The 23,877-nt window shown below is 61.5% G+C and carries 30 protein-coding genes; 9 read left to right on the top strand and 21 right to left on the bottom strand.

Features of this window, described 5'->3' with window-relative positions; all coding sequences use genetic code 11:
* Positions 1-53: 53 nt before the first annotated feature.
* A complete protein-coding gene (locus HP556_RS03585) occupies positions 54-734 on the bottom strand; it encodes a response regulator (protein WP_175365937.1) in 681 nt (226 codons plus the stop codon).
* Positions 735-1,146: 412 nt separating this feature from the next.
* Between HP556_RS03585 and HP556_RS03580 the strand changes: the two genes are divergently transcribed.
* Positions 1,147-2,799 (top strand): MFS transporter, encoded by a 1,653-nt coding sequence (locus HP556_RS03580; RefSeq protein WP_374725619.1) that lies wholly within the window; start codon positions 1,147-1,149, stop codon positions 2,797-2,799.
* Between the two features lie 101 nt (positions 2,800-2,900).
* Here the strand turns inward: HP556_RS03580 and HP556_RS03575 are convergent, their stop codons facing one another.
* Entirely contained in the window at positions 2,901-3,371 is a 471-nt protein-coding gene (locus HP556_RS03575; protein WP_175365936.1) for a secondary thiamine-phosphate synthase enzyme YjbQ, read from the bottom strand.
* A gap of 31 nt (positions 3,372-3,402) precedes the next feature.
* On the opposite strand from HP556_RS03575, the gene HP556_RS03570 reads away from it, so the two are divergent.
* Positions 3,403-3,624, top strand: a complete 222-nt coding sequence (locus HP556_RS03570; protein WP_175365879.1) for a hypothetical protein — start codon at positions 3,403-3,405, stop codon at positions 3,622-3,624.
* 15 nt (positions 3,625-3,639) lie between these two features.
* On the opposite strand, the gene HP556_RS03565 is transcribed toward HP556_RS03570, so the two are convergent.
* The 3 genes from HP556_RS03565 to HP556_RS03555 form a co-directional block, all read right to left on the bottom strand.
* Entirely contained in the window at positions 3,640-3,861 is a 222-nt protein-coding gene (locus HP556_RS03565; protein ID WP_089266842.1) for a DUF6894 family protein, read from the bottom strand.
* A gap of 143 nt (positions 3,862-4,004) precedes the next feature.
* Positions 4,005-4,499, bottom strand: coding sequence for a hypothetical protein (locus HP556_RS03560; RefSeq protein WP_175365976.1), 495 nt, complete (start codon positions 4,497-4,499; stop codon positions 4,005-4,007).
* A 98-nt stretch (positions 4,500-4,597) separates the two neighbouring features.
* On the bottom strand, positions 4,598-5,221 hold the full coding sequence (locus HP556_RS03555; RefSeq protein ID WP_120288171.1) for a 2-hydroxychromene-2-carboxylate isomerase: 624 nt from the start codon (positions 5,219-5,221) through the stop codon (positions 4,598-4,600).
* A 275-nt stretch (positions 5,222-5,496) separates the two neighbouring features.
* On the opposite strand from HP556_RS03555, the gene HP556_RS03550 reads away from it, so the two are divergent.
* From HP556_RS03550 to HP556_RS03530, 5 genes are all read left to right on the top strand, one after another.
* Positions 5,497-5,874 carry an AtpZ/AtpI family protein gene (locus HP556_RS03550; RefSeq protein WP_089266840.1) on the top strand — a complete coding sequence of 126 codons (378 nt, stop codon included), beginning with the start codon at positions 5,497-5,499 and terminating at the stop codon, positions 5,872-5,874.
* Positions 5,875-5,978: 104 nt separating this feature from the next.
* A complete protein-coding gene (locus HP556_RS03545) occupies positions 5,979-6,728 on the top strand; it encodes a F0F1 ATP synthase subunit A (protein WP_089266839.1) in 750 nt (249 codons plus the stop codon).
* Positions 6,729-6,801: 73 nt separating this feature from the next.
* On the top strand, positions 6,802-7,029 hold the full coding sequence (locus HP556_RS03540; protein WP_068732626.1) for a F0F1 ATP synthase subunit C: 228 nt from the start codon (positions 6,802-6,804) through the stop codon (positions 7,027-7,029).
* 62 nt (positions 7,030-7,091) lie between these two features.
* The gene (locus tag HP556_RS03535; protein ID WP_089266933.1) at positions 7,092-7,661 is read left to right on the top strand and encodes a F0F1 ATP synthase subunit B family protein; all 570 of its coding nucleotides are present in this window, start codon (positions 7,092-7,094) and stop codon (positions 7,659-7,661) included.
* A 4-nt stretch (positions 7,662-7,665) separates the two neighbouring features.
* On the top strand, positions 7,666-8,154 hold the full coding sequence (locus HP556_RS03530) for a F0F1 ATP synthase subunit B family protein (RefSeq protein WP_068732624.1): 489 nt from the start codon (positions 7,666-7,668) through the stop codon (positions 8,152-8,154).
* Positions 8,155-8,225: 71 nt separating this feature from the next.
* Here the strand turns inward: HP556_RS03530 and HP556_RS03525 are convergent, their stop codons facing one another.
* The 12 genes from HP556_RS03525 to coxB form a co-directional block, all read right to left on the bottom strand.
* Positions 8,226-8,915, bottom strand: coding sequence for a hypothetical protein (locus HP556_RS03525; RefSeq protein WP_246297368.1), 690 nt, complete (start codon positions 8,913-8,915; stop codon positions 8,226-8,228).
* A gap of 167 nt (positions 8,916-9,082) precedes the next feature.
* Positions 9,083-9,670, bottom strand: a complete 588-nt coding sequence (locus HP556_RS03520) for a GNAT family N-acetyltransferase (RefSeq protein ID WP_175365935.1) — start codon at positions 9,668-9,670, stop codon at positions 9,083-9,085.
* Positions 9,671-9,704: 34 nt separating this feature from the next.
* The gene (locus tag HP556_RS03515; protein WP_093761650.1) at positions 9,705-10,994 is read right to left on the bottom strand and encodes a M16 family metallopeptidase; all 1,290 of its coding nucleotides are present in this window, start codon (positions 10,992-10,994) and stop codon (positions 9,705-9,707) included.
* A complete protein-coding gene (gene thrC / locus HP556_RS03510) occupies positions 10,994-12,409 on the bottom strand; it encodes a threonine synthase (RefSeq protein ID WP_175365934.1) in 1,416 nt (471 codons plus the stop codon). The genes HP556_RS03515 and thrC overlap by 1 nt, the downstream gene beginning before the upstream one ends.
* Positions 12,410-12,536: 127 nt before the next feature.
* Positions 12,537-13,292, bottom strand: coding sequence for an SURF1 family protein (locus HP556_RS03505; protein WP_175365933.1), 756 nt, complete (start codon positions 13,290-13,292; stop codon positions 12,537-12,539).
* On the bottom strand, positions 13,289-13,684 hold the full coding sequence (locus HP556_RS03500; RefSeq protein WP_175365932.1) for a DUF983 domain-containing protein: 396 nt from the start codon (positions 13,682-13,684) through the stop codon (positions 13,289-13,291). Before HP556_RS03500 ends, HP556_RS03505 begins: the two co-directional genes overlap by 4 nt.
* A gap of 80 nt (positions 13,685-13,764) precedes the next feature.
* A complete protein-coding gene (locus HP556_RS03495; protein ID WP_175365931.1) occupies positions 13,765-14,622 on the bottom strand; it encodes a cytochrome c oxidase subunit 3 in 858 nt (285 codons plus the stop codon).
* 96 nt (positions 14,623-14,718) lie between these two features.
* Positions 14,719-15,369, bottom strand: a complete 651-nt coding sequence (locus HP556_RS03490) for a cytochrome c oxidase assembly protein (protein WP_175365930.1) — start codon at positions 15,367-15,369, stop codon at positions 14,719-14,721.
* An 18-nt stretch (positions 15,370-15,387) separates the two neighbouring features.
* A complete protein-coding gene (locus HP556_RS03485) occupies positions 15,388-15,561 on the bottom strand; it encodes a CoxF protein (RefSeq protein WP_120288167.1) in 174 nt (57 codons plus the stop codon).
* A 16-nt stretch (positions 15,562-15,577) separates the two neighbouring features.
* Positions 15,578-16,519, bottom strand: coding sequence for a heme o synthase (locus HP556_RS03480; RefSeq protein ID WP_175365974.1), 942 nt, complete (start codon positions 16,517-16,519; stop codon positions 15,578-15,580).
* 101 nt (positions 16,520-16,620) lie between these two features.
* Positions 16,621-18,246, bottom strand: coding sequence for a cytochrome c oxidase subunit I (gene ctaD / locus HP556_RS03475; RefSeq protein WP_089266829.1), 1,626 nt, complete (start codon positions 18,244-18,246; stop codon positions 16,621-16,623).
* 103 nt (positions 18,247-18,349) lie between these two features.
* Positions 18,350-19,195: a cytochrome c oxidase subunit II gene (gene coxB / locus HP556_RS03470; RefSeq protein ID WP_175365929.1), complete on the bottom strand. Its 846-nt coding sequence runs from the start codon at positions 19,193-19,195 to the stop codon at positions 18,350-18,352.
* A 483-nt stretch (positions 19,196-19,678) separates the two neighbouring features.
* On the opposite strand from coxB, the gene HP556_RS03465 reads away from it, so the two are divergent.
* Entirely contained in the window at positions 19,679-20,239 is a 561-nt protein-coding gene (locus HP556_RS03465; protein ID WP_246297366.1) for an invasion associated locus B family protein, read from the top strand.
* 18 nt (positions 20,240-20,257) lie between these two features.
* Here HP556_RS03465 and HP556_RS03460 read toward each other — a convergent pair whose 3' ends face one another.
* The 3 genes from HP556_RS03460 to HP556_RS03450 form a co-directional block, all read right to left on the bottom strand.
* On the bottom strand, positions 20,258-20,890 hold the full coding sequence (locus HP556_RS03460) for a TlpA family protein disulfide reductase (protein WP_338117527.1): 633 nt from the start codon (positions 20,888-20,890) through the stop codon (positions 20,258-20,260).
* 46 nt (positions 20,891-20,936) lie between these two features.
* Positions 20,937-21,449, bottom strand: a complete 513-nt coding sequence (locus tag HP556_RS03455; protein ID WP_089266825.1) for a DsrE family protein — start codon at positions 21,447-21,449, stop codon at positions 20,937-20,939.
* An 88-nt stretch (positions 21,450-21,537) separates the two neighbouring features.
* Positions 21,538-21,921: a DoxX family protein gene (locus tag HP556_RS03450; protein WP_175365927.1), complete on the bottom strand. Its 384-nt coding sequence runs from the start codon at positions 21,919-21,921 to the stop codon at positions 21,538-21,540.
* A 233-nt stretch (positions 21,922-22,154) separates the two neighbouring features.
* Between HP556_RS03450 and HP556_RS03445 the strand changes: the two genes are divergently transcribed.
* Positions 22,155-22,487 carry a winged helix-turn-helix transcriptional regulator gene (locus tag HP556_RS03445; protein ID WP_420878641.1) on the top strand — a complete coding sequence of 111 codons (333 nt, stop codon included), beginning with the start codon at positions 22,155-22,157 and terminating at the stop codon, positions 22,485-22,487.
* A 17-nt stretch (positions 22,488-22,504) separates the two neighbouring features.
* Here HP556_RS03445 and HP556_RS03440 read toward each other — a convergent pair whose 3' ends face one another.
* Positions 22,505-23,716 (bottom strand): PepSY-associated TM helix domain-containing protein, encoded by a 1,212-nt coding sequence (locus HP556_RS03440; RefSeq protein WP_175365926.1) that lies wholly within the window; start codon positions 23,714-23,716, stop codon positions 22,505-22,507.
* Positions 23,717-23,877: the final 161 nt, after the last annotated feature.

Here is a 23,877-nt window from a genome sequence, read left to right as displayed (position 1 = left end):
TGGTTCGAGACGGCGCAAGTGCGCCTCCTCACCATGAGGCCGGAGCGATGTCGCTACTGCTGCGGCGTCTGTTCGCCCTGGCGCCACTGGCCGCCGGCTATTTTTGCCGCGGCGATCACCGCCTGGGTGCGGCTCTCGACGCCGAGCTTCTGCAGGATCGCCGAGACATGCGCCTTGATGGTCGCCTCGGACACGCCGAGCTCATAGGCGATCTGCTTGTTGAGCAGTCCTTGCGACAGCATCATCAGCACGCGGACCTGCTGCGGCGTCAGCGTCACCAGCCGATCGCGCAGTTTGCTCATTTCCGGATCGGCCGCTGCGGACATGTCGACGTCCGGTGGAACCCAGACGTCGCCATCCATCACGCGCACGATGGCGTCGCGCAGCGTATCGACGCCGAAGCGCTTTGGAATGAAGCCTGACGCGCCAAAGTCCAGCGATTGGCGGATCGTACCGACGTCATCGCTGGCGGAGACGATAACCACCGGAATCGCGGGATACTGTGCTCGGAGGTAAATCAGTCCCGAGAATCCGCTGATCCCGGGCATCGACAGATCGAGCAGGATCAGATCGACGTCGGAATCCTGTTCCAGCAGTTTGGTCAGATCCTCGAACGTACCGGCTTCATCAACCGTGGTCGTCGGCAGCACACTGCTGACCGCCTGCCGCAATGCACCGCGGAACAACGGATGATCGTCGGCAATAATGAGGCGCGAGGGAGCGATAACGGTCATCAAAATCCATGCAAAAATCTTGCGGCGAACCAGCGACCGCGTTGAGACGACGCGCAAAAGCGCATTTCGCCACAAGTGTCCCCCGCGCGACAACGTCTTGCAAGCGTCCAATGCTGCCACGCGGTAAATTGGTGAACGCGGGCCATTGTGCGGCGCAATATTTCATATGCACGCTCACGGCCAGAAGGACGTTTTCGCCACTGCGACGTCTGCGCACAGCCCCCTTGCGCACGGCCTAAAGTCGTATTGGGTCGCATTTCCCCGCAATGCTACCTTTTGCATCGAAGTTCTCTGCAATGAGCCGACAGAAGTTCGGCGCAGCGAGCGAGAAGCCACAATAAATTTTGCAACGGATTTGGGGAGCGATTCAAACATGTCCACCATCGCAGCTACATCGGCGAAAGCCCAAGGGATGACGAAGGACGAACGCTTCGTCATCTTCGCGTCATCGCTCGGCACTGTTTTCGAATGGTATGACTTCTACCTGTTCGGCTCGCTGGCCGGCATCATCGGCGCGCAGTTCTTCGGCGTGATCGATCCCGCCACCAAGCTGCCGATGTTCAATCAGGCCACGCGCGACATCTTCGCGCTGCTGGCCTTCGCCGCGGGCTTCATCGTTCGTCCGTTTGGCGCCATCGTGTTCGGACGCGTCGGCGACATCGTCGGCCGCAAGTATACGTTCCTCGTCACCATCCTCATCATGGGCCTGTCGACCTTCATCGTCGGCATCCTGCCTAACGCAGCGACCATCGGCATCGCGGCTCCGATCATCCTGATCGGCCTGCGCCTGCTGCAGGGCCTTGCGCTCGGCGGCGAGTATGGCGGTGCGGCGACCTACGTGGCGGAGCACTCGCCGGCCGGCAAGCGCGGCTACTACACGTCGTTCATTCAGACCACGGCCACGCTCGGCCTGTTCCTGTCGCTGCTCGTGATCCTGTTCACGCGGTCGGCGCTAGGCGAGCCTGAATTCGCCGCCTGGGGCTGGAGAATTCCGTTCCTGGTCTCGGTGGTTCTGCTCGGCATCTCGGTCTGGATCCGTCTGCGCCTGAATGAATCGCCCGTGTTCCAGAAGATGAAGGACGAGGGCAAGGGCTCCAAGGCTCCGCTCACCGAAGCCTTCGGCAACTGGAGCAACGCCAAGATCGTGCTGATCGCACTGTTCGGCGGCGTGATGGGCCAGGGCGTGGTCTGGTACACTGGCCAGTTCTACGCGCTGTTCTTCATGCAATCGATCCTCAAGGTCGACGGTTACACCGCGAATCTCCTGATCGCGTGGTCGCTGCTGCTCGGCACCGGCTTCTTCGTGTTCTGGGGCGCCCTGTCCGACAAGATCGGCCGCAAGCCGATCATTCTGGCAGGCTGCCTGATCGCAGCGCTGACCTTCTTCCCGATCTTCCGGATGATCACCACCAACGCCAACCCGACGCTGGAAAAGGCGATCGAGACCGTGAAGGTGGAAGTCGTTTCAGATCCCGCGCTTTGCGGCGATCTGTTCAACCCGGTCGGCACCCGCGTGTTCTCCACGCCTTGCGATACGGCCCGCGCCTATCTGGCCCAGTCGTCGGTCAAGTACTCGACCGCCTACGGTGCAGCGGGCTCGGGCGTGAAGGTCGTCGTCAACGGCAAGGACGTGCCCTACACCGCGGCTGCAGCGTCGAACCCGCAGGTTCTCGCAGCGGTTCAGGCGGCGGGCTATCCCAAGGCGGGCGACGCGCAGATCGTGAAGATGGCGCATCCGTTCGATATCTTCCGTCCGCAGGTCGCGGCGGTGATCGGACTGCTGTTCGTCCTGGTGCTGTTCGTGACCATGGTCTACGGGCCGATCGCGGCAATGCTGGTCGAACTGTTCCCGACCAAGATCCGCTACACCTCGATGTCGCTGCCCTACCACATCGGCAACGGTTGGTTCGGCGGACTTCTCCCGGCGACCGCCTTCGCCATCGTGGCCTCGACCGGCGATATCTATGCCGGCTTGTGGTACCCGATCATCTTCGCGGCAATCACCGTGGTCGTCGGCTTCTTCTTCCTGCCGGAGACCAAGGACGTCGATATCAGCGCGAACTAATCTCGCCCAGCCGGCAGCCTGGCTGCCGGCAGACACGACGACGACAAACCGGCCGCGGAGCAATCCGCGGCCTTTTTTTTGTTTCGGCAGATCTGCGAGCGTCAGGTCGCGCCGACGAACTGCAGCACCACCTCGCGGCGATGCGGGCGGGCGCGGTGTTCGATCAGATAGATCCCCTGCCAGGTTCCAAGCGCGAGCTTGCCTGACAGAACCGGGATGTGCAGCGAGGTTGCGGTCAGCATGGTACGAACATGCGCCGGCATATCGTCGGGACCCTCCGTATCGTGCGTCCAGTTAAAATCCTGAGGCGCAAGACGATCGAGCGTTTTCATGAGATCGACCAGCACGGAAGGATCGGCGTTTTCCTGGATGGTGAGCGACGCTGAGGTATGGCGGACGAACAGCGTCAACGCACCTTCACGGGCCCCGATCTCGCTCAGGAATTTGCCGACCTCGCGGGTCAGATCGACGAAACCCGCACCGGATGTCTGCACCGTCAGTAGCGACGACACGACGGTTTCGATGCGAACTGCAGACAGCGCGCTGTGCGTGATGGATCTGGCTGATGTCACGACGCGAACCTTTCGACTGGTGGATCTTCTGATGAACCAAAACGCCGAGATGGCGTTCCCACTTCAATCAGGATGGACAAGGGAAAACGCCATGAAGCCTAAAACATCAAGGGACATTCCGGGGCCGGGGCCACGCAAGGACGAACAGCGCGCGCAGGAGAAAGCGGTGATTAAGGACGCAGACAAGACCGATCAAGCCGACCGCGACGCCATCCATGGCGATGGCGACGATATCGGGCTCGACCGCAAATAAGAGCTGCGCACTGCGTTAATCGTCAGAGCTAACCACATCTGCGCGGTGAATTTCCTCGCCCTCTTCGTTGCGGACGGAAATGGCGAAGTGCTTGCCGCGGAGCTCGGGCCTGATCTTGTAAATATCGCCTGCGAGCTTGTCGGCGACCTCAGCGGCCAGCAATTCATTGCGCAAAATCTGCCCGGAAGCGTCGGGCACGGTCGTCCCATCGACGAGATCAAAATAAAATCTCGGCATCAAAGTGCTCCCTTAAGTCGAAAAACGTACGATTTGGCTCCTCTCTGCTAGTACCGAATTATTCTCGATATCGCGGCAAAAGGCGCTGCGATAATACCAGTCAGCTATGTGAGCGCTGCCATCCGGCGCTAAACTCGCAGCGCTCAGATCTTCCCGCTGGAATCGCGCTGGATGCGGCTGGCCATGTCGACAAGGCGACGCCACGCGTTTTCGACAAAGGCCATCACCCGATCGACGTCGCGTTCGCTCGGCAGCGGAATCTCGATCTTCCTCTCGCCATCCGCACTCCCTGGTTTTCCGGGCTTCAGCGAATCCTGCTTCGGGAGCGCTTCATCGGTCTTGCCGGCGACGGCTGGACCGCGCTGGGCAAGCTCCGCCTTCAGCTTGTCGTTGTCCCTCTGCAACCGCCCGATCTCGGTATCGAGCGCGGCACGTTCATCCGGCAAGACATAGCAGGCCCAGCCGGATCCCTTATCCGTGCATGTCGAAACCGTGCCGGTGCGGGTATCCAGGCGGATGACGCCTTCAGCGATCGGCGACAGCGAATAACGGCCATTCTCGATGTCCGGGAGGGCCTGCGCAGACGCACTGACGATCCCGGCCATCAGAACCGCGCCAACCCGCGCAGCGTACCGCATGGGCTGTCCGGGGGAGGCAAAACGCACCACAGCATTCTTCATGGAGATGCTCCGCGTTGCGAGTTCGGGGCGATAGCCGCCTTTACTCTCAAATGTGCTCAGATTTGAGATTTGAAAGGCGCCCGCTTCGCCTTCAACGCATCAGCCAGCAATTCGAGCCGGTCCTGCCCCCAAAATACTTCACCGTTGAGCACATAGGCCGGCGAGCCGAACACGTCAGCCGCAATCGCCTCCTGACGGTTCTGTTCGTATATCGCAGCCACATCGCTGGACGCTGCGCGCTCTAGCAGTTTCGCGCCCGGCAGCCCCGAATCATCCGCCAGCCTGGTCAGCACGGCCGTGTCGCCGAGATTGAGCTGACCTTCCCAGACCGCGGGAAATGCACGGCGCAGGAACGGGTCCGGATCGTGTCCAGCCTCGAGCGCCGCGATCACCAGACCATCGGCGAGTCGGCCATCGAATGGCCAGTTCTTCGGCTGCAGATGAAAATCGAGACCGCGTTTGTCGCGCCAGCGCTGCAATTCAAGCATCCGGTAGCGCTGCCGCACCGGATGACGCTTGCCCAGCGGAAGGCCGCCGGTTTCCGAGAACAGATCGCCGAGAAATACCGGCTTATGATTCACCTTGAGATCATAAGTACTTACGAGATCGCGAAAGAGCGTGTGGCCGATATAGGCCCAGGGCGATGGCAGCGAAAAATAGTAGTCGATCTCTTGAGACATTCCGGGCTCCGGCAGGGGCGTTTTCAAACTCTGCGGTACTCCAACAGAGCGCCCTGCGCCGTGCAAGATAGATCACCTCGAAAGTCATTCTTGCGCTGCGGCGATCCCGCGCAGCGGGATTCGAATTTCGTCAATAAAATCAAATGAATCAAAGCACTAACGGGCGATCAGCGAATCTTGACTTGGCAAGATGCGCTAAGTATGGTCCGCCCGGCTTTGAAGGGTGATGGGGCGTTATTTCCAGCATTTGCAGCGTTATTTCGAGTGTCGCAAGCATGACGAACGGCACACGGGACGATGACAGTGAACGCAGAAACGATGGCAAATCGTCTCCCGATGAGGCTGCGCTTTCCGCAAGGCTCGGAAGTCTGAATCAGCGTCTGTCCAAACTTCAGGATGAGCGCAAACTTCAGACTGACCAATCCGAAACTGGAAGCGGAAACGCGCAGTCCAGGGCATCGGCCATGGCGGTGGGTCTCCGTCTTTCTTCGGAACTGGTCGCGGGCGTCGTCGTCGGAACGATTCTGGGCTGGGGCTTCGATCGTTTGCTGTCGACATCGCCGTGGGGGCTGATCGTTCTCATGCTGCTCGGCTTCGTCGCCGGCGTGATGAACGTGATGCGCTCGGCTGGGGTCGGAAAAAAAGCGGAATAAGAAATTCGCGCCCAAGACCTCCGCGTCGTTGGCGCAGCATTTGAGTGCCGGCTGTCCGGCAAGGAAACGCCGGACGTTCCGGCCGAATTGAAAGACCGACGTGGATGGCCGATCCGATCCATCAATTTGAGATCCACAAGATCTTCACCCTGGGCCATATCGGCAATCAGGAAATCGCCTTCACCAACTCATCGGCCTATATGTTCGGCGCTGTCGCCGTCGTGTCGCTGCTGATGATCGGCGGCAGCGCCGGACGTGCGCTGATCCCGAGCCGTTTCCAGTCGGTCGCCGAGCTGTCCTTCGAATTCGTCTCGAATACGGTGCGCAGTAGCATCGGCGAAGAAGGGATGAAGTTCTTCCCGTTCGTGTTCTCGCTGTTCATGTTCATCCTGACGGCGAATCTGATCGGCATCATCCCCTATACCTTCACCGTCACCAGCCATCTGATCGTCGCCGTCGCGCTGGCATTGATGGTGTTCCTGACCGTGCTGCTCTACGGCCTCTACAAAAACGGTCTCGGCTTCTTCAAGCTGTTCGTGCCGCACGGTATTCCGATTTACATCCTGCCGCTGGTTACGGTGATCGAGGTGATCTCGTTCCTGTCCCGCCCGGTGTCGCATTCGGTCCGTCTGTTCGCCAACATGCTGGCCGGCCACATCACACTGAAGGTTTTTGCCGGCTTCGTGACCTCGCTCAGCGCACTCGGCGCACTCGGCATTTTCGGTTCGGTGCTGCCGCTGGCCATGACCACGGCGCTGACCGCGCTGGAGCTGCTGGTCGCCTTCCTGCAGGCCTATGTGTTCACGATCCTGACCTGCATCTATCTCAACGACGCACTTCATCCGGGCCACTAACCGCGTTTTAGTGTTCTGGCGGAATTCCACCCCTCAACTGTCTTAATCCCCTATCCCAAGAAGGAGTTTTACTATGGATCCCATCGCAGCGAAGTACATCGGCGCCGGCATTGCTTGTCTCGGCATGGGTGGCGCTGGCATCGGCGTCGGCATGATCTTCAGCCAGTTCCTCAACGGTGCGCTCCGCAACCCGTCGGCTTCCCAGGGCCAGTTCGCTAACCTGATCTTCGGCTTCGCCGTGACCGAAGCGCTCGGCATCTTCTCGCTGCTGATCGCGCTGCTGCTGCTGTTCGCCGTCTAAGCTGAAAACGGATCCGGTTGCCGCTCCGTCCTGGAGTGCTTCCGATCGATAAGGAGACTGCTGTGGCTGAAGGTCAGGGCAAATCCAAGGGCGCCGATCACGGGACTGCCGCGCACACTGCGGCAGACGGTGGTCACAAGGCGTCGTTTCCGCCGTTCGAGAGCAACACCTTCGCTTCACAGCTGGTGTCGTTCGCGATCGCGTTCGGCTTGCTCTATCTGATCGTGTCGCGTCTGGCGCTGCCCCGCGTCGGCGGCGTGCTTGCGGCCCGTCAGCAGGTTCTCGATACGGACCTGAACGAAGCCGCCAAGCTCAAGGGCGATTCCGACGCTGCATTGAAGGCTTACGAAACCGAACTCGCCAATGCTCGCGCCAAGGCGCAGGCGATGGCGACCGAAGTTCGTGAGAAGCTCAATGCGGAACAGGAGCAGGCCAAGGCGAAGCTCGAAGAGAGCCTTGCCACCAAGCTTGCTGCAGCGGAGCAGACCATCGCCACCACCCGCGCAACGGCGATGGGCAATGTGCGCAGCATTGCTGCGGACACGGCCTCGGCGATCGTCGAACGTCTGACGGGCATCAGCCCGGATGCAGGCGCCGTCAACGCCGCGCTCGACGCGTCGCTGAAAGGATAAACGGATGTTCGGACTTCAAGCTGAATTCTGGGTCGCCGTCGCTTTTGTCCTTCTGATGGCGGTTTTCGGCTGGTTCGGTATTCACCGCACCATCCTGACGGCGCTCGACCACCGCAGCGTCCGTATCAAGCAGGAACTCGACGACGCCCGTCGCCTGCGTGATGAAGCCGCCGCGCTGCTCGCAGACTACAAGAAGCGTCATGCAGCGGCCGAGCGCGAAGCGCAGGACATCATCACGTCCGCCAAGGAAGAGGCCGAGCGCATTGCCGCCGAAGCCAAGACCAAGATGGAAGATTTTGTCGCTCGCCGCACCAAGAGCGCAGAAGGCAAGATCGCAATGGCGGAAGCCCAGGCTATCGCAGATGTTCGCGCAGCCGCAGCCGAAGCCGCAGTGAATGCCGCAGCCTCGGTACTGTCGCAGTCGGTAAAGGGCTCGGTGGCCGACGACCTGATCGCCAAGGGCATCGGCGAAGTTCGCTCCAAGCTGAACTAAGCGAAAGACTTCAAACTAAAAAGCCGGCGCGAGATCATCGCGCCGGCTTTTTTGTTGGCTCGGACAACCCCTTAGCGCCGCTTGCGTGCGGGTGCCTGCGATTTCAGGGCCTGCGGATCGAAGCCGATATAGAAGATGTAGGAATCGCCTGCGGTACCCGTCGGCACCGGATAGACGAGATCCTCGCCGACCAGGCTGAACGGCACGCTGGTCTCGCTGCCGATCTGTACATTGGTCTGGAACACCTTGGTGGCGATGGTCTTCGGCGTCACACCTTCCTGCACCACGGCGACACGCAGCGGCACATCGACCACTGCTGGCGCGCCGGCCGGCCCGACGATGACGCGGCCCTGGATGCCGATCTTGACCGAGATCTGACCACCATTGAGATCGCAGGAGCGCGCTGTCCGGGTGATGGTGGCCTGGAAAGCCAGATCGTTGCCGACCGCAGGCTTGCCCGCAGCGCCGACCGCATAGGTCGAGGCGCCCGGCCGGATGCTGACGCTCGGGCAGGTCAGATCGTTCTCATCGGTCTGCGGCGACTGCGGCGCGCCGACCTCGGTGGACTTGCCCGAGAACAACTGGGTAAAGCGATCGGTCATCGACGGACTGCCGCCGCCGCTGCTGCTGCTCGGCGAACCGCCGCCGAACATGCTGCCGCCGCCGCAACCGGCCAGCGTCAGGCTTGCTGCAGTGATCACCAGCAGGCCGCGGAGCGCGCCGGTGCGGCCGCTGATCGGCATCGAACGAATGTTGCGCATTATGAAGATATCCCCGGAAATTCAGTCGTTTGCGCAGCCCCGCCCAAGGCGTGCGCAGGGCCTTATAACAGCGCAATGGCGGCGAACCCAAGGCACTTAAACAAGGCGCTTGAGAGAGGACAGATGCGCGCCATTGCACCACATCCGGACATCGCGTTGCAGCACGACTACCCGCGGAAGTCCTCATGCAGCATGCCGTAAAGCAGGTGATCCTGCCAGATGCCATTGATGCAGAGATAACGCCGCGCCAGTCCCTCGCGCGAGAAGCCACACTTCTCCAGCACCCGCACCGACGGCAGGTTGCTGGGAATGCAGGCCGCCTCGATGCGGTGCAGGTTCAACTCGCCAAACAACGTCGGCAATAGCACCCGCAGCGCCGCGGTCATGACGCCCTGCCCGGTATAGGGCTGGCCGACCCAATAGCCGATGGTGCCGGCCTGAACGATGCCCCGGCGCACATTGGCGAGCGTCACGCCGCCCAGCAGCGTGCCATCGGACTCGCGAAACACCAGAAACGGATAGGCGCGATCGGCGGACGCATCGTCGGCATAGCGGCGCAGCCGGCGGCGAAAGCCGGAGCGCGTCAGGTCGTCTGACGGCCAGATCGGCTCCCACGGCGTGAGATAACCCCGGCTCAGCTCACGCAGATCGGCCCATTGCGGAAAATCGCTCATCACGGGTGCACGCAATGCAACGCCGTAGCCGCGCGGCGCCAGCGCCGCCGGCATGCTCGATGGCAAACGAAACAGGGCCATAGGCTCGCTCCCTGATGCCTCGGACCTCACCTGCCTAGTGAAGCAGGCTCTTGTCCTTGGCGCGGGTCAATCCTTCCGCAAAAGCCACTGCCGTGTCCAGCCCCCGGCCGCTGCCGAGCGCCGCCACGGCCGGGCGGCTGCGCGTCAGCAAGCCACGGGCGACATTGCGGGTCGATTCCACGCTGACATCATCGATGCGCTGGACGAGCTCTTCCACGGTGAGCGGACGGCCATAGGCCAGCATGTGCCGCGCCAGCTGTTCGGCACGCGAGCTGCAGCTCTCCAGCGCCATCAGCAGACCGGCCTTCATCTGCGCCTTGGCGCGTGCGATTTCGGCTTCGGTCAATGTCTCCACCGACTCGTTGATGACATCGACGATGACTTCCATCATCTCCGGCGCATCGGTAGGATCGGTGCCGGTATAGAGACCGAAGAAGCCGGTGTCGGTATAGGGCGCGTGGAAGGTGTAGATCGAATAGCAGAGGCCGCGCTTTTCGCGCACTTCCTGGAACAGCCGCGAGGACATGCCGCCGCCGAGAATGTTGGTGAAGACCTGCAGGCTGAACAGCGACAGGTCCGATTGCGGCAAACCTTCCAGCGCCAGCGTCAGATGCGCCTGTTCGAGATCGCGATTGACCACACGCGAACCGCCCTTGCCGAACATCGCCGGCTGCGGCTTCGGAGCGGCAGTACCTTCGAAGCTGGAAAAGCGATCGGCGGCTTCATGCACGACCTGGCGATGATTCACGGCGCCGGCTGCAGCCACCACCATGTCCGGCCCGCGATAATGCGTGGACAGGTAGCTTTGCAGCATGTCGCGGTCGAAACCTTTCAGCGTCTTGGCGGTGCCCAGAAGCGAACGGCCCATCGGCTGGTCGGGATAGCAGAGCTCGTTGAGATGTTCGAACACGACATCGTCCGGCGTGTCCTGTGCCGCACCGATCTCCTGCACGATCACGCTCTTCTCGCGCTCCAGCTCGTCCGGCACGAAAGTGGGATTGGCGAGAATGTCCGAGAGCACATCGAGCGCCAGCGGCACATCGGCCTTCATCACGCGGGCGTAATAGGCTGTGGTTTCGGTCGAGGTCGCGGCATTGAGATCGCCGCCGACCGCCTCGATCTCCTCGACGATCTCGCGCGACGAACGCTTCTTGGTGCCCTTGAACGCCATGTGTTCGAGCAGATGCGAGATGCCGTGCTCGTTGGGCTTCTCATCGCGGCCACCAACGCCGGTCCAGACGCCGAGCGCGGCGGTTTCCAGATGCGGCATGGTATCGGTGATGACCGTCAGGCCCGAAGGCAGTTTGGTAACTTCGACAGTCATCAGGACACTCCTTGCTTCGCAGCGCGGCTGACCGACAGCACGAACTGCTCAATATCGCTTTGGTCATTCTTCATGACCTTAATATGCTCGGGCTTCGTCATCAGCCCTTCCAGATAGACCGGCAATGCCGGCCGGACGCCGCAAGCGGCTTCGACTGCATCGGGGAATTTCGCTGCATGCGCTGTCGACAGCACGACATTGGGCACATGCATCTCGGTGGTGTCGCGATCGGCGACGGCCAATGCCACGGCGGTATGCGGATCGATCAGATCGCCGGTTTCGCGCCACGCCGCGCGAATGGCAGCCGATGTCTCATCCTCATCGGCGCGGCCGGATTCGAAATCGGCACGGATCGCGGTCAGCACTTTCTCGGGCAGCACGAAACGACCGGACTGCTTGAGCGAATCCATCAAGCCGCGCACCAGCGCAGCATCGCGGCCGGAGGCTTCAAACAGCAGGCGCTCGAAATTCGACGACACCTGAATGTCCATCGACGGCGACGACGAGGCGTGAACCTCACGCACCTCGTAGATGCCGGTCTTGAGCGTGCGATCGAGGATGTCGTTGACGTTGGCGGCGACGCGCAGCTTGCGCACCGGCAGACCCATGCGCTTGGCCACATAGCCGGCAAAGATGTCGCCGAAATTGCCGGTAGGTACCGTGAAATCAACGCTGCGTGCAGGCGCACCGACCGCGACGGCCGAGGTGAAGTAGTAAACAACCTGCGCAACGATACGTGCCCAGTTGATCGAGTTCACACCCGACAGCGACACGGCGTCACGAAACTTGTGATGATTGAACAGACCCTTCACGATCGCCTGGCAATCGTCGAAATGGCCCTCGACGGCGAGCGCATGGACGTTCGACGCGCCGGTCGTGGTCATCATGCGACGCTGCACGTCGGAAATACGGCCGTTCGGAAACAGCACGACAAGATCGACATTGTCGCGGCCGGCAAAGGCATCGACGGCGGCACCGCCGGTGTCGCCCGAGGTCGCGACCACGATGGTGGTGCGCTGATTGCGCTTGGCGAGGACGTGATCCATCAGCCGCGCGATGAGCTGCATGGCGACGTCCTTGAACGCCAGCGTCGGGCCATGAAACAGCTCGAGCACGAACTGGTTCGGCGCGGTCTGGTCGAGCGGCACCACGGCGGGATGGCGGAAGGTGGCATAGGCCTCATTGGCCATGCGCCCGAGATCCTCGTCGGAAATCTCGCCGGCCACGAATGGCCGGAGCACCTCGACGGCGACTTCCCAATAGGGCCGGCCGAACAGCGACGCGATGGTCTCGGCTGACAACTGGGGCCAGACCTCGGGAATGTAGAGACCGCCGTCGCGGGCAAGCCCGGTCAGCATGACATCGCAAAAACCGAGTTTCGGGGCCTCTCCCCGCGTCGAGATATAGGTCGTCAAGGCGTCCTCCAAAGGCGCGGAAACCGCCAAGCCTTTGATAATAATGGGGTTAAAACTTCACGCCGCGTGAAATCGAAGGGCACCATAATGGGTTTCGCCGGGCGAGGAAACCGACTTTGGCCAGGGTTCAGGCCCGCCGCTGGCCCCTGATCCAGACCCCGAAGGCAATCACCACGGCGGCCGCGAGGCCAAACCATGTGATGGCATATTGCATGTGGTCATCCTTGAGGTGGATTTCGAGCGGACCGGGCTTCGGGATGACGTTGGCCGGCACGGGACTTTCCAGATCGACATAGAACGGGGCCACAGCACCCCAGCCGAGCGCCTGCGCCATGGCGCGCTGGTCGCGGTTGAACCAGAGGCGCTTGCTGACGTCGTCATGGGGCGTCAACGTGCCCGCGGTTTCGGGAAAGCGCAGATAGCCGGTCAGGGTCACGGGGGTGCCGGTGATGAGCTTCTGCACGGCGCGGTCCTGCTGGGCGCGATCCTGCATCGTGTTCTGCACGAAGCCCGCATTGATCACGACAGTCTCGCCGGATGCCAGCTGCGCCGGCAGGAAAGCCCAGGTCACCGGGCCGGGCACATCGGGCCGCACGCCGGAGCCGGAGCTGTAAACCATGCCGTCCGGCACGGGTTTGTAGGTGGCCGAGAAGCTGACGCGGCGGAATTCGTCCTTCGTCGGGGTCAGCGCGCTCCATGTGGCCGGCGCGGGCAATGCGCCGGGCGCACCTGCAAGGCGCTCCGTGAGTGCGGCGATCAACGCGTGTTTCTCGGTACGGCGCTGCAACTGCCAGAAGCCGAGGCTGAGGAGCACACCGACGATGATGAGCGTGACGATGCCGAGACCGGTGATACTGCGCCGGCGCGCTGCAACTGTGTTCATTTCGGCGTGCGATCGATGAGTTGGCCTTCGGAGGCCTTGTGGTGGAATTGCAGGGCGATCAGCAGCGACTTCATTGAGCGCAATGGCAGCAGCGTGGTCGCGAGAATCAGCGGCAGCCACAATGCGGCATGCAGCCAGAATGGCGGCTGATACTTGAGCTCCACCACCAGCGCGCAACCGACCACGATGGCACCGGCGAGCATGATGATGAAGATCGCCGGACCATCGCCGCTGTCGATGAAAGCATAGTCCAGTTCGCAACGCTCGCAGCGCGGCGCCAGATTGATGAAGCCCGCATAGAGCTTGCCCTCACCGCAGCGCGGGCATTTGCAGGTCAGGCCGCGAATGACGGTCTGGCCAAGCGTGACGGGAACAGCGGCTTGATCGGGCATCGAGTCGAATTCTTTCACGGCGCAAGCGCCAAACAAAAAGGGCGGCCCTGCGGCCGCCCTCTTGTAGCACCCGAATGCGATCAGTGCGCGGCCGCGCCGGCGATGGGGCCGCCATAGCCCCAGACATAGATCGTGACGAACAGGAACAGCCAGACCACGTCCACGAAGTGCCAGTACCAGGCGGCGAATTCGAAGCCGAGATGCTGTTTCGGCGTGAAGTGACCGGCATAGACGCGGAACAGACAGACCAAGAGGAAGATGGTGCCGACCAGCACGTGGAAACCGTGGAAGCCGGTCGCCATGAAGAAGGTCGCACCGTAGATGTTGCCCTTGAAGCCGAAAGCGGCGTGGGCATATTCGAACGCCTGCACGCAGGAGAAGGCTGCGCCGAGCAACACAGTGAGGATCAGCGCATACTTCACAGCCTTGCGATCGCCTTCCAGCAGGGCGTGATGCGCCCAGGTGACGGTGGTGCCCGAGGTCAACAGGATCAGCGTGTTGAGCAGCGGCAGGTGCCAGGGATCAAAAGTCTGGATGCCCTTCGGCGGCCAGACGCCACCGAACAGCGCCTCGCGTGTGGCGTGCACGGGATCGCCGGGGAACAGCGACGAATTGAAGTAGGCCCAGAACCAGGCGACGAAGAACATCACTTCCGAGGCGATGAACAGGATCATGCCGTAGCGATGGCTGATCTGCACCACGCGGGTGTGGTCGCCCTTGTACTGGGCTTCGCGAACCACGTCGGTCCACCAGCTTGCGAACACATAGAGCACGCCGATAGTGCCGACGCCGAACACGATGGGCGCCGCCGCATACATGTGATGCATCCAGCTGACAGCGCCGACCGCCATGATGAAGGCGAACAGCGAGCCTACCGCCGGCCACGGCGAGGGATCGACGAGGTGATAGTCGTGGTGCTTAGCTTGCGCCGTAGCCATTGCGGTTCTCTCCGTCAGCTGCGCCGGTTGAAGCCGGTGCGAGTTCTCTCAATTTTATAACTCGGAACGCTCCGGGATTTCTCTCAGAGCTTTCTCTTAGAGGTTACCCTTGCGCTTGTCAGTCTCCGTCGCCGCTAGCGGCTTCGGCGCCGGATCGCGCAGGGGGTAGAACGTGTAGGACAGTGTGATCGACTTCAGTCCGTCATTCTCGCTATCCGCGGCCAGCGCAGGATCGACATAGAATACGACGGGCATTTCGCGCTTCTCACCGGGCGCCAGGGTCTGGTCAGTGAAGCAGAAGCAATTGATCTTCTGGAAATACGCACCCACCGTCAGCGGCGCCACATTATAGGCAGCCTGTGCGGAGGTGGTGCGGGCGGACTGGTTGGTCACGGTGTAGAATACAGTCACGACCTCGCCGATCTTGACCTCGATCTCACTCTGCTCCGGGACGAATTTCCATGGCAGGCCGCCGGACACGTTGGCGTCGAAGCGGACGGCGATCTTGCGTGCGATCGGGCCCGTCGCGGGTGCCGAACTCGCCACCATCGTGGTGCCGTTGAAGCCGGTGGCGCGGCAGAACCAGTTATACAGTGGCACGGCGGCGTAGGACGCGCCGACCATGAAGGCCACGAGCAGACCGCACGCCGCAGCCACAGTCGCATCGCGACCCAGACCGCGGCGCGCATTCTTATCGCTGCGCGGGCTGCTCACTTCGACTGGCTGGATCTGCGGCTGATCGGTCATGTCACTCAGCTTTTGTCATTACATGGGCCGGATGAGAACGGCCGGCCCTTTGACCATGGTGACGGCAAAGAACAGCACGACGAGGATGCCGAGCGCCCAGGCGATGGCCAGGGAGCGTTCGCGCCGGCTCTTCTTCTGCGCCTCGGTGAGGACGATGCCCTCTGGCTCGGTAGGCTTGCGCTCATTGTCCATGGGATCATGCGCCCCTCTACCAGACCATCGGGAGGATGGCCTTCACGACCACCTCGAGCAACAGAATGGCAAACAGCGCGAACAGATAGACGATCGAGAAAGCAAACAGCTTGCGCGTCGCGCGATTGGCAGGCGTGCCTTCGCGCAGACGATAGACCTGCACGGCGAGATACATCATGCCGGCGCCGAGGATCAGCGACGCCACGCCGTAGACGGCCGAGAAATAGCCAAGCGGCCACGGGGCCACGGCGGTCGCAACCAGCACGACAGTGTAGAGCAGAATCTGCAGCCGGGTCGCATCGGGACCGGCGACCACCGGCAGCATCGGCACGCCGGCGCGGGTGTAATCGTCGTTGCGGAACAGGGCCAGCGCCCAGAAATGCGGCGGGGTCCAGAAGAAGATGATCAAGAACAGCAGGACGGGCTCCATCGAGAGCGTTCCTGACGCCGCAGCCCAGGCGACGACCGGCGGCAGCGCACCGGCTGCACCGCCGATGACGATGTTCTGCGCAGTCCAGCGCTTCAGAGCGATGGTGTAGATCACGACATAGAAGAAAATGGTGAAAGCGAGCAGCGCGCCGGCGAGCCAGTTGACAAGGATGCCGAGCGTCATCACCGAGAAGAAGGCCAGCACCAGACCGAAGGTCAGTGCTTCCGGCCGGGTGATGCGACCGCGCGGGATCGGGCGGTTGGCGGTGCGCGACATCAGCGCGTCGATATCGGCCTCGTACCACATGTTCAGCGCGCCGGAGGCGCCGCCGCCGACAGCGATACAGAGGATCGAGGTGATCGCCAGCACCGGGTGATGATCGCCCGGCGCCAGGAAATAACCGACCATCGCCGTGAACACGACCAGCGACATCACCCGCGGCTTGAGCAGCGCGATGTAGTCGGCAACACCCGCTTCGGAGATGCGGGGGGCAGACAGGTCGATGGTATGGTGGTCGAGGACGGACAAGATCATTCTCACTTTTGTTACGAGCACTCCGCCGAAACCCTTGCGAGTTCGGCGGAGGCATTAACTCGGTGCGGCACCCAAGAGCGCCGCACGAAAAACACTTACTGAACGCGCGGCAGCACTTCGAACTGATGGAACGGCGGTGGCGAGCTCAGGGTCCATTCCAGCGTGGTCGCGCCCGAACCCCACGGATTGTTCGCAGCCTGTTCCTTGCGGACGAAAGCTTCGATCACACCGTAGATGAAGATCAGCACGGCAAAGCCGGAGATGTAGGAGCCGATCGACGACACCAGGTTCCAGCCGGCGAAGGCATCCGGATAGTCGACATAGCGGCGCGGCATGCCCGACAGACCCAGGAAGTGCTGCGGGAAGAACACCAGATTCACGCCAATGAAGGTGACCCAGAAATGCGCCTTGGCGATGGTTTCCGAATACATGTAGCCGAACATCTTCGGGAACCAGTAATACCAGCCGGCGAAGATGGCGAACACGGCGCCTAGCGACAGCACGTAGTGGAAGTGCGCGACGACGTAATAGGTATCCTGCAGCACGCGATCGACGCCGGCATTGGCCAGCACGACACCGGTGACGCCGCCGAGGGTGAACAGGAATATGAAGCCCACGGCCCACAGCATCGGTGCCTTGAACTCGATGGAACCGCCCCACATCGTGGCGATCCAGGAGAAGATCTTCACGCCGGTGGGCACCGCGATGACCATCGTGGCGGCAACGAAGTAGGCCTGCGTCGCCGACGACATGCCGACGGTGTACATGTGGTGCGCCCAGACGACGAAGCCGATGCCGCCGATGGCCACCATCGCATAGGCCATGCCGAGATAGCCGAACACCGGCTTCTTCGAGAAGGTCGAGATGATCTGCGAGATCATGCCGAAGCCGGGCAGGATCAGGATGTACACTTCGGGGTGACCGAAGAACCAGAACAGATGCTGGAACAGGATCGGGTCACCGCCGCCGTCTGCGGCGAAGAAGGTGGTGCCGAAGTTACGGTCCGTCAGCAGCATGGTGATGGCGCCCGCCAGAACCGGCAGCGACAGCAGCAGCAGGAACACGGTGACCAGGATCGACCACACGAACAGCGGCATCTTGTGCAGGGTCATGCCCGGCGCACGCATGTTGAAGATGGTGGTGATGAAGTTGATAGCACCGAGGATCGACGACGCACCGGCGATATGCAGCGCCAGAATCGCGAAGTCGACGGCAGGCCCGGGATGGCCCGATGTCGAGAGCGGCGCATACATGGTCCAGCCGGCACCGACGCCGTTCGCGCCGGGCTCGCCCTCCACGAAGGTCGAGATGATGAGCAGCGCGAAGGCAGCCGGCAGCAGCCAGAACGACACGTTGTTCATGCGCGGGAAGGCCATGTCCGGCGCGCCGATCATCAGCGGCACCATCCAGTTGCCGAAACCGCCGATCATCGCGGGCATCACCATGAAGAAGATCATGATCAGACCGTGCGAGGTGACGAAGACGTTGTAGGTGTGGCTTTCGTGGAAGATCTGGACGCCCGGATACATCAACTCGATGCGGATCAGGATCGACATGATGCCGCCGATGACGCCCGCCACGATCGCGAAGATAAGGTACATCGTGCCGATGTCCTTATGGTTCGTCGAATAGACGTAGCGCCGCCACCCCGTCGGATGCGCATGCGCATGATCGTCGTGGGCGTGATCGTCGTGAGCCGGTGTTGCCGCGGTCGTTGCCATTTTCAAATCCTGCTTTGTCTTCTTCTGGCAGTCTTTGGACCTTGCGGTCCCCTCGCCCTAATTTCTTACAGTGCGTGCGGAGCCTCGCGGCTCCGCCACCCGCTTACTGCGCCACAGCAGTTCCGGCCGAAGCATAGGAATTCGCCGGATTGGACGCGAACTTCTTCTTCGCGGTCTCGACCCATGCGGTAAATTCCTGATCGCTGACGACGCGGATCGCGATCGGCATGAACGCGTGATCCTTACCGCACAGTTCCGAGCACTGGCCGTAGAACATGCCGGTCTTGGTGGCCTTGAACCAGGTCTCGTTCAGACGGCCCGGAACGGCGTCGATCTTGATGCCGAAGGACGGGATCGCGAAGGAATGGATGACGTCCGCGGCGGTCGTCTGCACGCGCACGACCTTGTTCACGGGAACGACGACTTCGTTATCAACGGCAAGCAGGCGCGGCTGCTTGTCAGCGGCCATCAGCGAGTCGAATTCGAACGGGCCGTTGTCGGGATAGCTGTAGGTCCAGAACCACTGCTTGCCGGTTGCCTTGATGGTCAGGTCGGCTTTTGGAATATCGAGTTCTAGGAACAGCAGACGGAACGACGGCACCGCCACAGCGACCAGAATCAGAACCGGGATGATCGTCCACGCCACTTCGATCAGCGTGTTGTGCGTGGTCTTGGATGCGACCGGGTTGGCCTTGGAGTTGAACTTCATCACCACGATGACGAGAAGTACAAGCACGAACAGTGTGATGGCGGTGATCAGCCAGAGCAGGAAATTATGAAACCAGGTGATGTTCTCCATCACCGGCGTGGCGGCTTCCTGCAGCTTGAATTCCCACGGCGCGGGCTGGCCCATCACCTCTGCGAATGCAGCACCGCCAAAAGCAAGCCCGGCCCCAACAACTGCTAACCCCAGCAACCGGCGGCCAATCTGGCCCCTCGACATCCTCATGCCGCTCGCGCTCCCATATTTACTGTCGCATTTCGGCCTGTCGCCGAATTATGCCGCCCGATCCGCACCCTGCCAATTTGCCAAAACGCCCAAGTGATTGGCCTGGAGGCAGTTGTTAGAATGCGTCGAAATCTAGCCTCTCAAACCATAATTCGCGGTCTGTCGCAATGCAGGAGTGGCGCATCCCGTAATGCATTCGGCGGTATTGAACGAAGGTCGCAATTGCTGCATGAAATCAGGCATAAACAGGCGTGCGGCAGCCGAACGGCGCTTGACAGCGGAATTGTCCGATGTAGGCACAGATCAGGCGATCGGCAGGATGCTGATTCGCGCCTGCGAGCGCTTTCGTGGCTCCGTGGATGCCTTCAAGGCGCCGTCATTGCCGTATCATTCCGTGGTCTGGAAAAATCCTCCGGACAGACAGCGTCAAGCGTGCTGCCCTGGACTACGACCACCACGTCACCGCCTAAGGAATCGACCCGGATGGGGCACTCGAAGTTGCAGTATAAATCGACCCTGAACCGCCCGGCCCGCGGGATCGCAGGCTGGCGCCGGCTGGCGCTCGGTTGTCTCGCCCTGGCGGCGATCGCCGCCGTCCCGGCTACCGCCAGCGCCCAGGGTGCGGTGCGCTCGGTTCATGGCGACTGGCAGATCCGCTGCGACACCCCGCCCGGTGCCCAGGCCGAACAATGTGCCCTGATCCAGAGCGTGGTGGCGGAAGACCGCTCCAATGCCGGCCTGACGGTGATCGTGCTGAAGACCGCCGACCAGAAGAGCAAGCTGATGCGCGTGGTGGCGCCGCTCGGCGTGCTGCTGCCATCCGGCCTCGGCCTCAAGCTCGACAATCAGGACGTCGGCCGCGCCGGCTTCGTGCGCTGCCTGCCCAATGGCTGCGTTGCCGAAGTCGTGATGGACGACAAGCTGCTCGCCCAGCTCCGCACCGCCAAGACTGCCACCTTCATCATCTTCGAAACGCCCGAAGAAGGCATCGGCTTCCCGCTCAGCCTCAACGGCATCGGCGAGGGTTACGACAAGCTGCCATAGGCTTTGAACCCGGCAGCATTAGCCGGAACCACGCCCTCTGTAATAGTCCAGCAATCGCCGGGCATCTTCAGATGTCCAGTCGGCCTCCCCTGCAAGATATCCCTCGACCTGCCCCGTCGTCCCGATCAGATATGAGATAGGCATCGCGTAAAGGCTGAACGGAGTATCCGGAGCAGCAACCTCGCCGGCACGCGCGACCAGTCCACCAGGGTCGATACCGACATCGAGATGTCTCAGCTTCAGGTTGCGCACGAACGAAGCGACGTCTGCGCGATCGGTGGCGATCGCGATAACCTGCAAATTTGCGCGTGTCTCGATGTCCTGAAGCCGATCAAGGATCGGCAACTCGGTCTTGCAGGCCGGGCACCATGTCGCCCAGAAATTGACCAGAACGACCTTTCCTGGAAACGCGGTCAGATCAACCGGCTTGCCAACGAGGCGAGGCACCGCAACGGACGGGATCGGCCGCGCTCCCCGGATGACGGTGAACTGATGCCGGGCGGTGCCAAAGGGCGGCGGCCCGTCAGGCCGCGCATCCGCGGCAGCGCCCCTCACAGCCAATGCGGCCGTCGTGGCCAATGCCCCTTTGAGCAGCTTACGTCGCGAGATTGGCGAGCGAGCAATAGCCCGTCCGCGGTGCGGTGTTGTCACGGTCGAGCCTCCGATGGGCATCAAATAGGGTCGCGAAGGGTGCTGCTCAGGATCGGATATAGGACCAACCCGCTTCCTGCAGCTCGATGATCCGTCCAGGCCCGCTCGGAACCATCTGAACGTTATCGATAAACGAAATCGGATGGCCCTCGCTGCGCTCCATACCGAGCTTGGTCGCTTCGCAGACCACGAAGCGAATGTCAGGGGTGAGAGCCTGGACGACCTTCAGCAGTTCCTTGACCGGCGACGTGTCCACTCGAAACATATGAATACCGGCGTTGTAAGCGACGATTTCGATCGAGAAGTCCTGCTTCGTCTCCCGATAGTATTTCGGCAGGTTTAGCGACGTCGAAATCAGCGCTCTCATGACGGTCGGGTCATCAGTGTTGATCTGCAGCACGAGACGATGTGCCTTGGCCGCCGCAGGCTTCGTCTCCGGCGCCCACGGCTTTGAAATGGCGGACCCTGCGTCCGTCAAAGCCAGAGTGACGAATAACGGTGCCGCAAACGCCAGACCGAACGCCACCGTGGCCAAAGCCTTGCCGCTATAACTCCGCATTGAAATCATCGCTTGCACTCGAACACACTGAAGGTTCGGCTTTTTCCAACGGCAACGTGGATAGCCGGGTGAGAACGATGAGCGCTCGCTACCTGAGGATCATGCTGCGCTTGGCGTAAGCCACGATACCACTCAATGCGAGCAGCACGATCGCTGGAACCGGTGAGCCGCCAATGACAAACACGTGCGTGAAAATCGCACCGATCATGATGCAGCACAGGAGGGCCGCGCCAAACGCGACCGTTGACGGAATGATAATCAGGACCGCTCCGAGGATTTCGAGCGTGCCGGTCAGATAGCGGAACCATTGCCCAAGACCGATATGTTCGAACTCTTCGACGAGCATCGGCACGCCGTAAAGCTTGGCAGTCCCCGCAGCGACGAACGCAAGAGCGAGCAAGCCCCTGACGGCCCAGAGACTGACGGAGGTCCAGCGCCGCGGCGCTGACGAGGTGACGGAAGACGATGACATGGGCAGCTCCGAAGATGGTCAAAACGGTTTCGCCGGCGCGGCTGACGGCAAAGCCTGCTTCAGATCCACGGCGCGCTTTCGAAGCACAAATTTCGGCAGTAAGATGAAAAAGACAAGTAGAATGCTTTTTCTGAGATAGTATGAAAAACATGACTAATGGAAAAACAGGCGATATCGCGCTCCCCGAATGTCAGCAGGGCCGGGAAGTAGAAGATTTTCATCGGGCGCTGGGGATGATTACCGGCAAATGGAAGTGTGAGATCCTCTGGCAACTGGTCCAGAGCAAGCACCGGTTTGGAGAACTGCAGCGAGCGATTCCGAGTGTCACGCAACACATGCTGACGACACAACTGCGCGATCTCGAGTCCAACGGACTCGTCAAGCGCACGGTCTTCGCCGAGATACCTCCGAGGGTGGAATATGAAATCACGGAATCGGCGAGAGCGCTCAGGCCGGTCTTCGACGAACTGTTCCGATGGTCGCAGGCGCATTTCTCTGCGATGCAGGCCCGATCCACGACCTCATCCGGCTCCGACGAGAGCACAGCGCCCCTGACTCATCCTTGATCCGGGAACGGAGCGGCTTACTCGCCGGGCACCAGGTTGACCGCATGACGGCGCCCGGGCTTCGATGCCGCACGCAGGCGGCGGCGCGAGAAATACAGGATGAAGCCGGTCACGGTGAACAGCGGCATCAAGGCCGCGGCCAGCATGAACAGGATGCGGCCCGGGAGACCCAAAAATGCGCCGGTGTGGATATGCAGCACCGCCGCGAGGATGCGATCGCCCGTGGATTTATCGTTATAGCGCTCCGCCGACACCATGCGCCCGGTCACACCGTCGATACGAAATTCGTCGCGTGCTTCCTCGAATGGTGCATCTTTCGCTACCGAGCGGACACGCATGACACTTCCCGCACCATTCGGCATTTGCATGTTAACGATCGCGTAGCGGCTACCCTGATCGGCGAGGAACGTCGACCAGACCTTGTCGAATGACGGCGCGGCAGGTGCGTCAGCCGCACTCTCGGGCGCTTTCTTGCCACCCTTGGGACCTTCCTTGGCCGGGCGCGGCGCCGACGCAGTCACAGCGGGCTTGTTCGACAGCAGCGAGATGGCGCTGTCCTTGTACCAGTCGAACGACCACCACAGGCCGGTGAGAATGCTCACCAGATAGATCGGCAAAACCCAGGTCCCGGTGACACTGTGCAGCGACCAGTGAAACGGACGACCGGGCATCGCGAGATTCGGCTTCAGCCAAGTCTTGATACCGCTCTTGATGCTGCGGACGCGGCGCGGCCACCGCAACACCAGTCCGGAGATCAGCAGCACGAAGAGGCCGAGCACGGAAATGCCGGTAATCTGGCGCCCGACGCCGTTGCCGTTGCCGGGCAGCAGCAGAAAGCGGTGCAGGTTGCGCAATGTGACGAAGAAGCCCTCGCCGCGCATGGCCGAGAGCACGTGACCATCATAGGGATCGACATAGACCGACGCGCGTTCGCCGCCTTCGCCCCGGGCCCGGATGCGCACGGCAGCCCCGGGATCGCTCGACATGGTCACGATGGCGACCTTGCCCGACCCGGGGATTGCCTGCACCAGCGCCACCAACGCGTCGGGTGACAATACAGGCGCCGGCCGTGGATCGACCTTCGCCACATCGCGGTTCAACGCAGCGACGATTTCGTCCTCGAAGCTCAGCATGGCGCCGGTCAGCCCGATCAGGCCGAGGATCAGCGAGATCGCCAGGCCGATGATGGAATGGATTTGCAGGAATGCGGATTTGGTTCGTGAGGCCATGAAAAGCGATAATTGCCAGAAGAGATTAGTCCTGCAAGGAATACCGTTCGCACAGGATGATGCTCGGAGGTCTACCGCACCGCAGCCTGAGGCGCATCGGAGCGCAGTTTGTAATAGCTCCAAGGTAGCCCCATCATGGCTGGCACGGTTGCTCCCAGAGG

Origin of the sequence: Tardiphaga robiniae, assembly GCF_013359755.1 — a bacterium.
Lineage (GTDB): Bacteria > Pseudomonadota > Alphaproteobacteria > Rhizobiales > Xanthobacteraceae > Tardiphaga > Tardiphaga robiniae.
The sequence above is the reverse complement of the archived record's forward strand: the minus strand, read 5'-3'. Positions and strand labels throughout refer to the sequence as shown.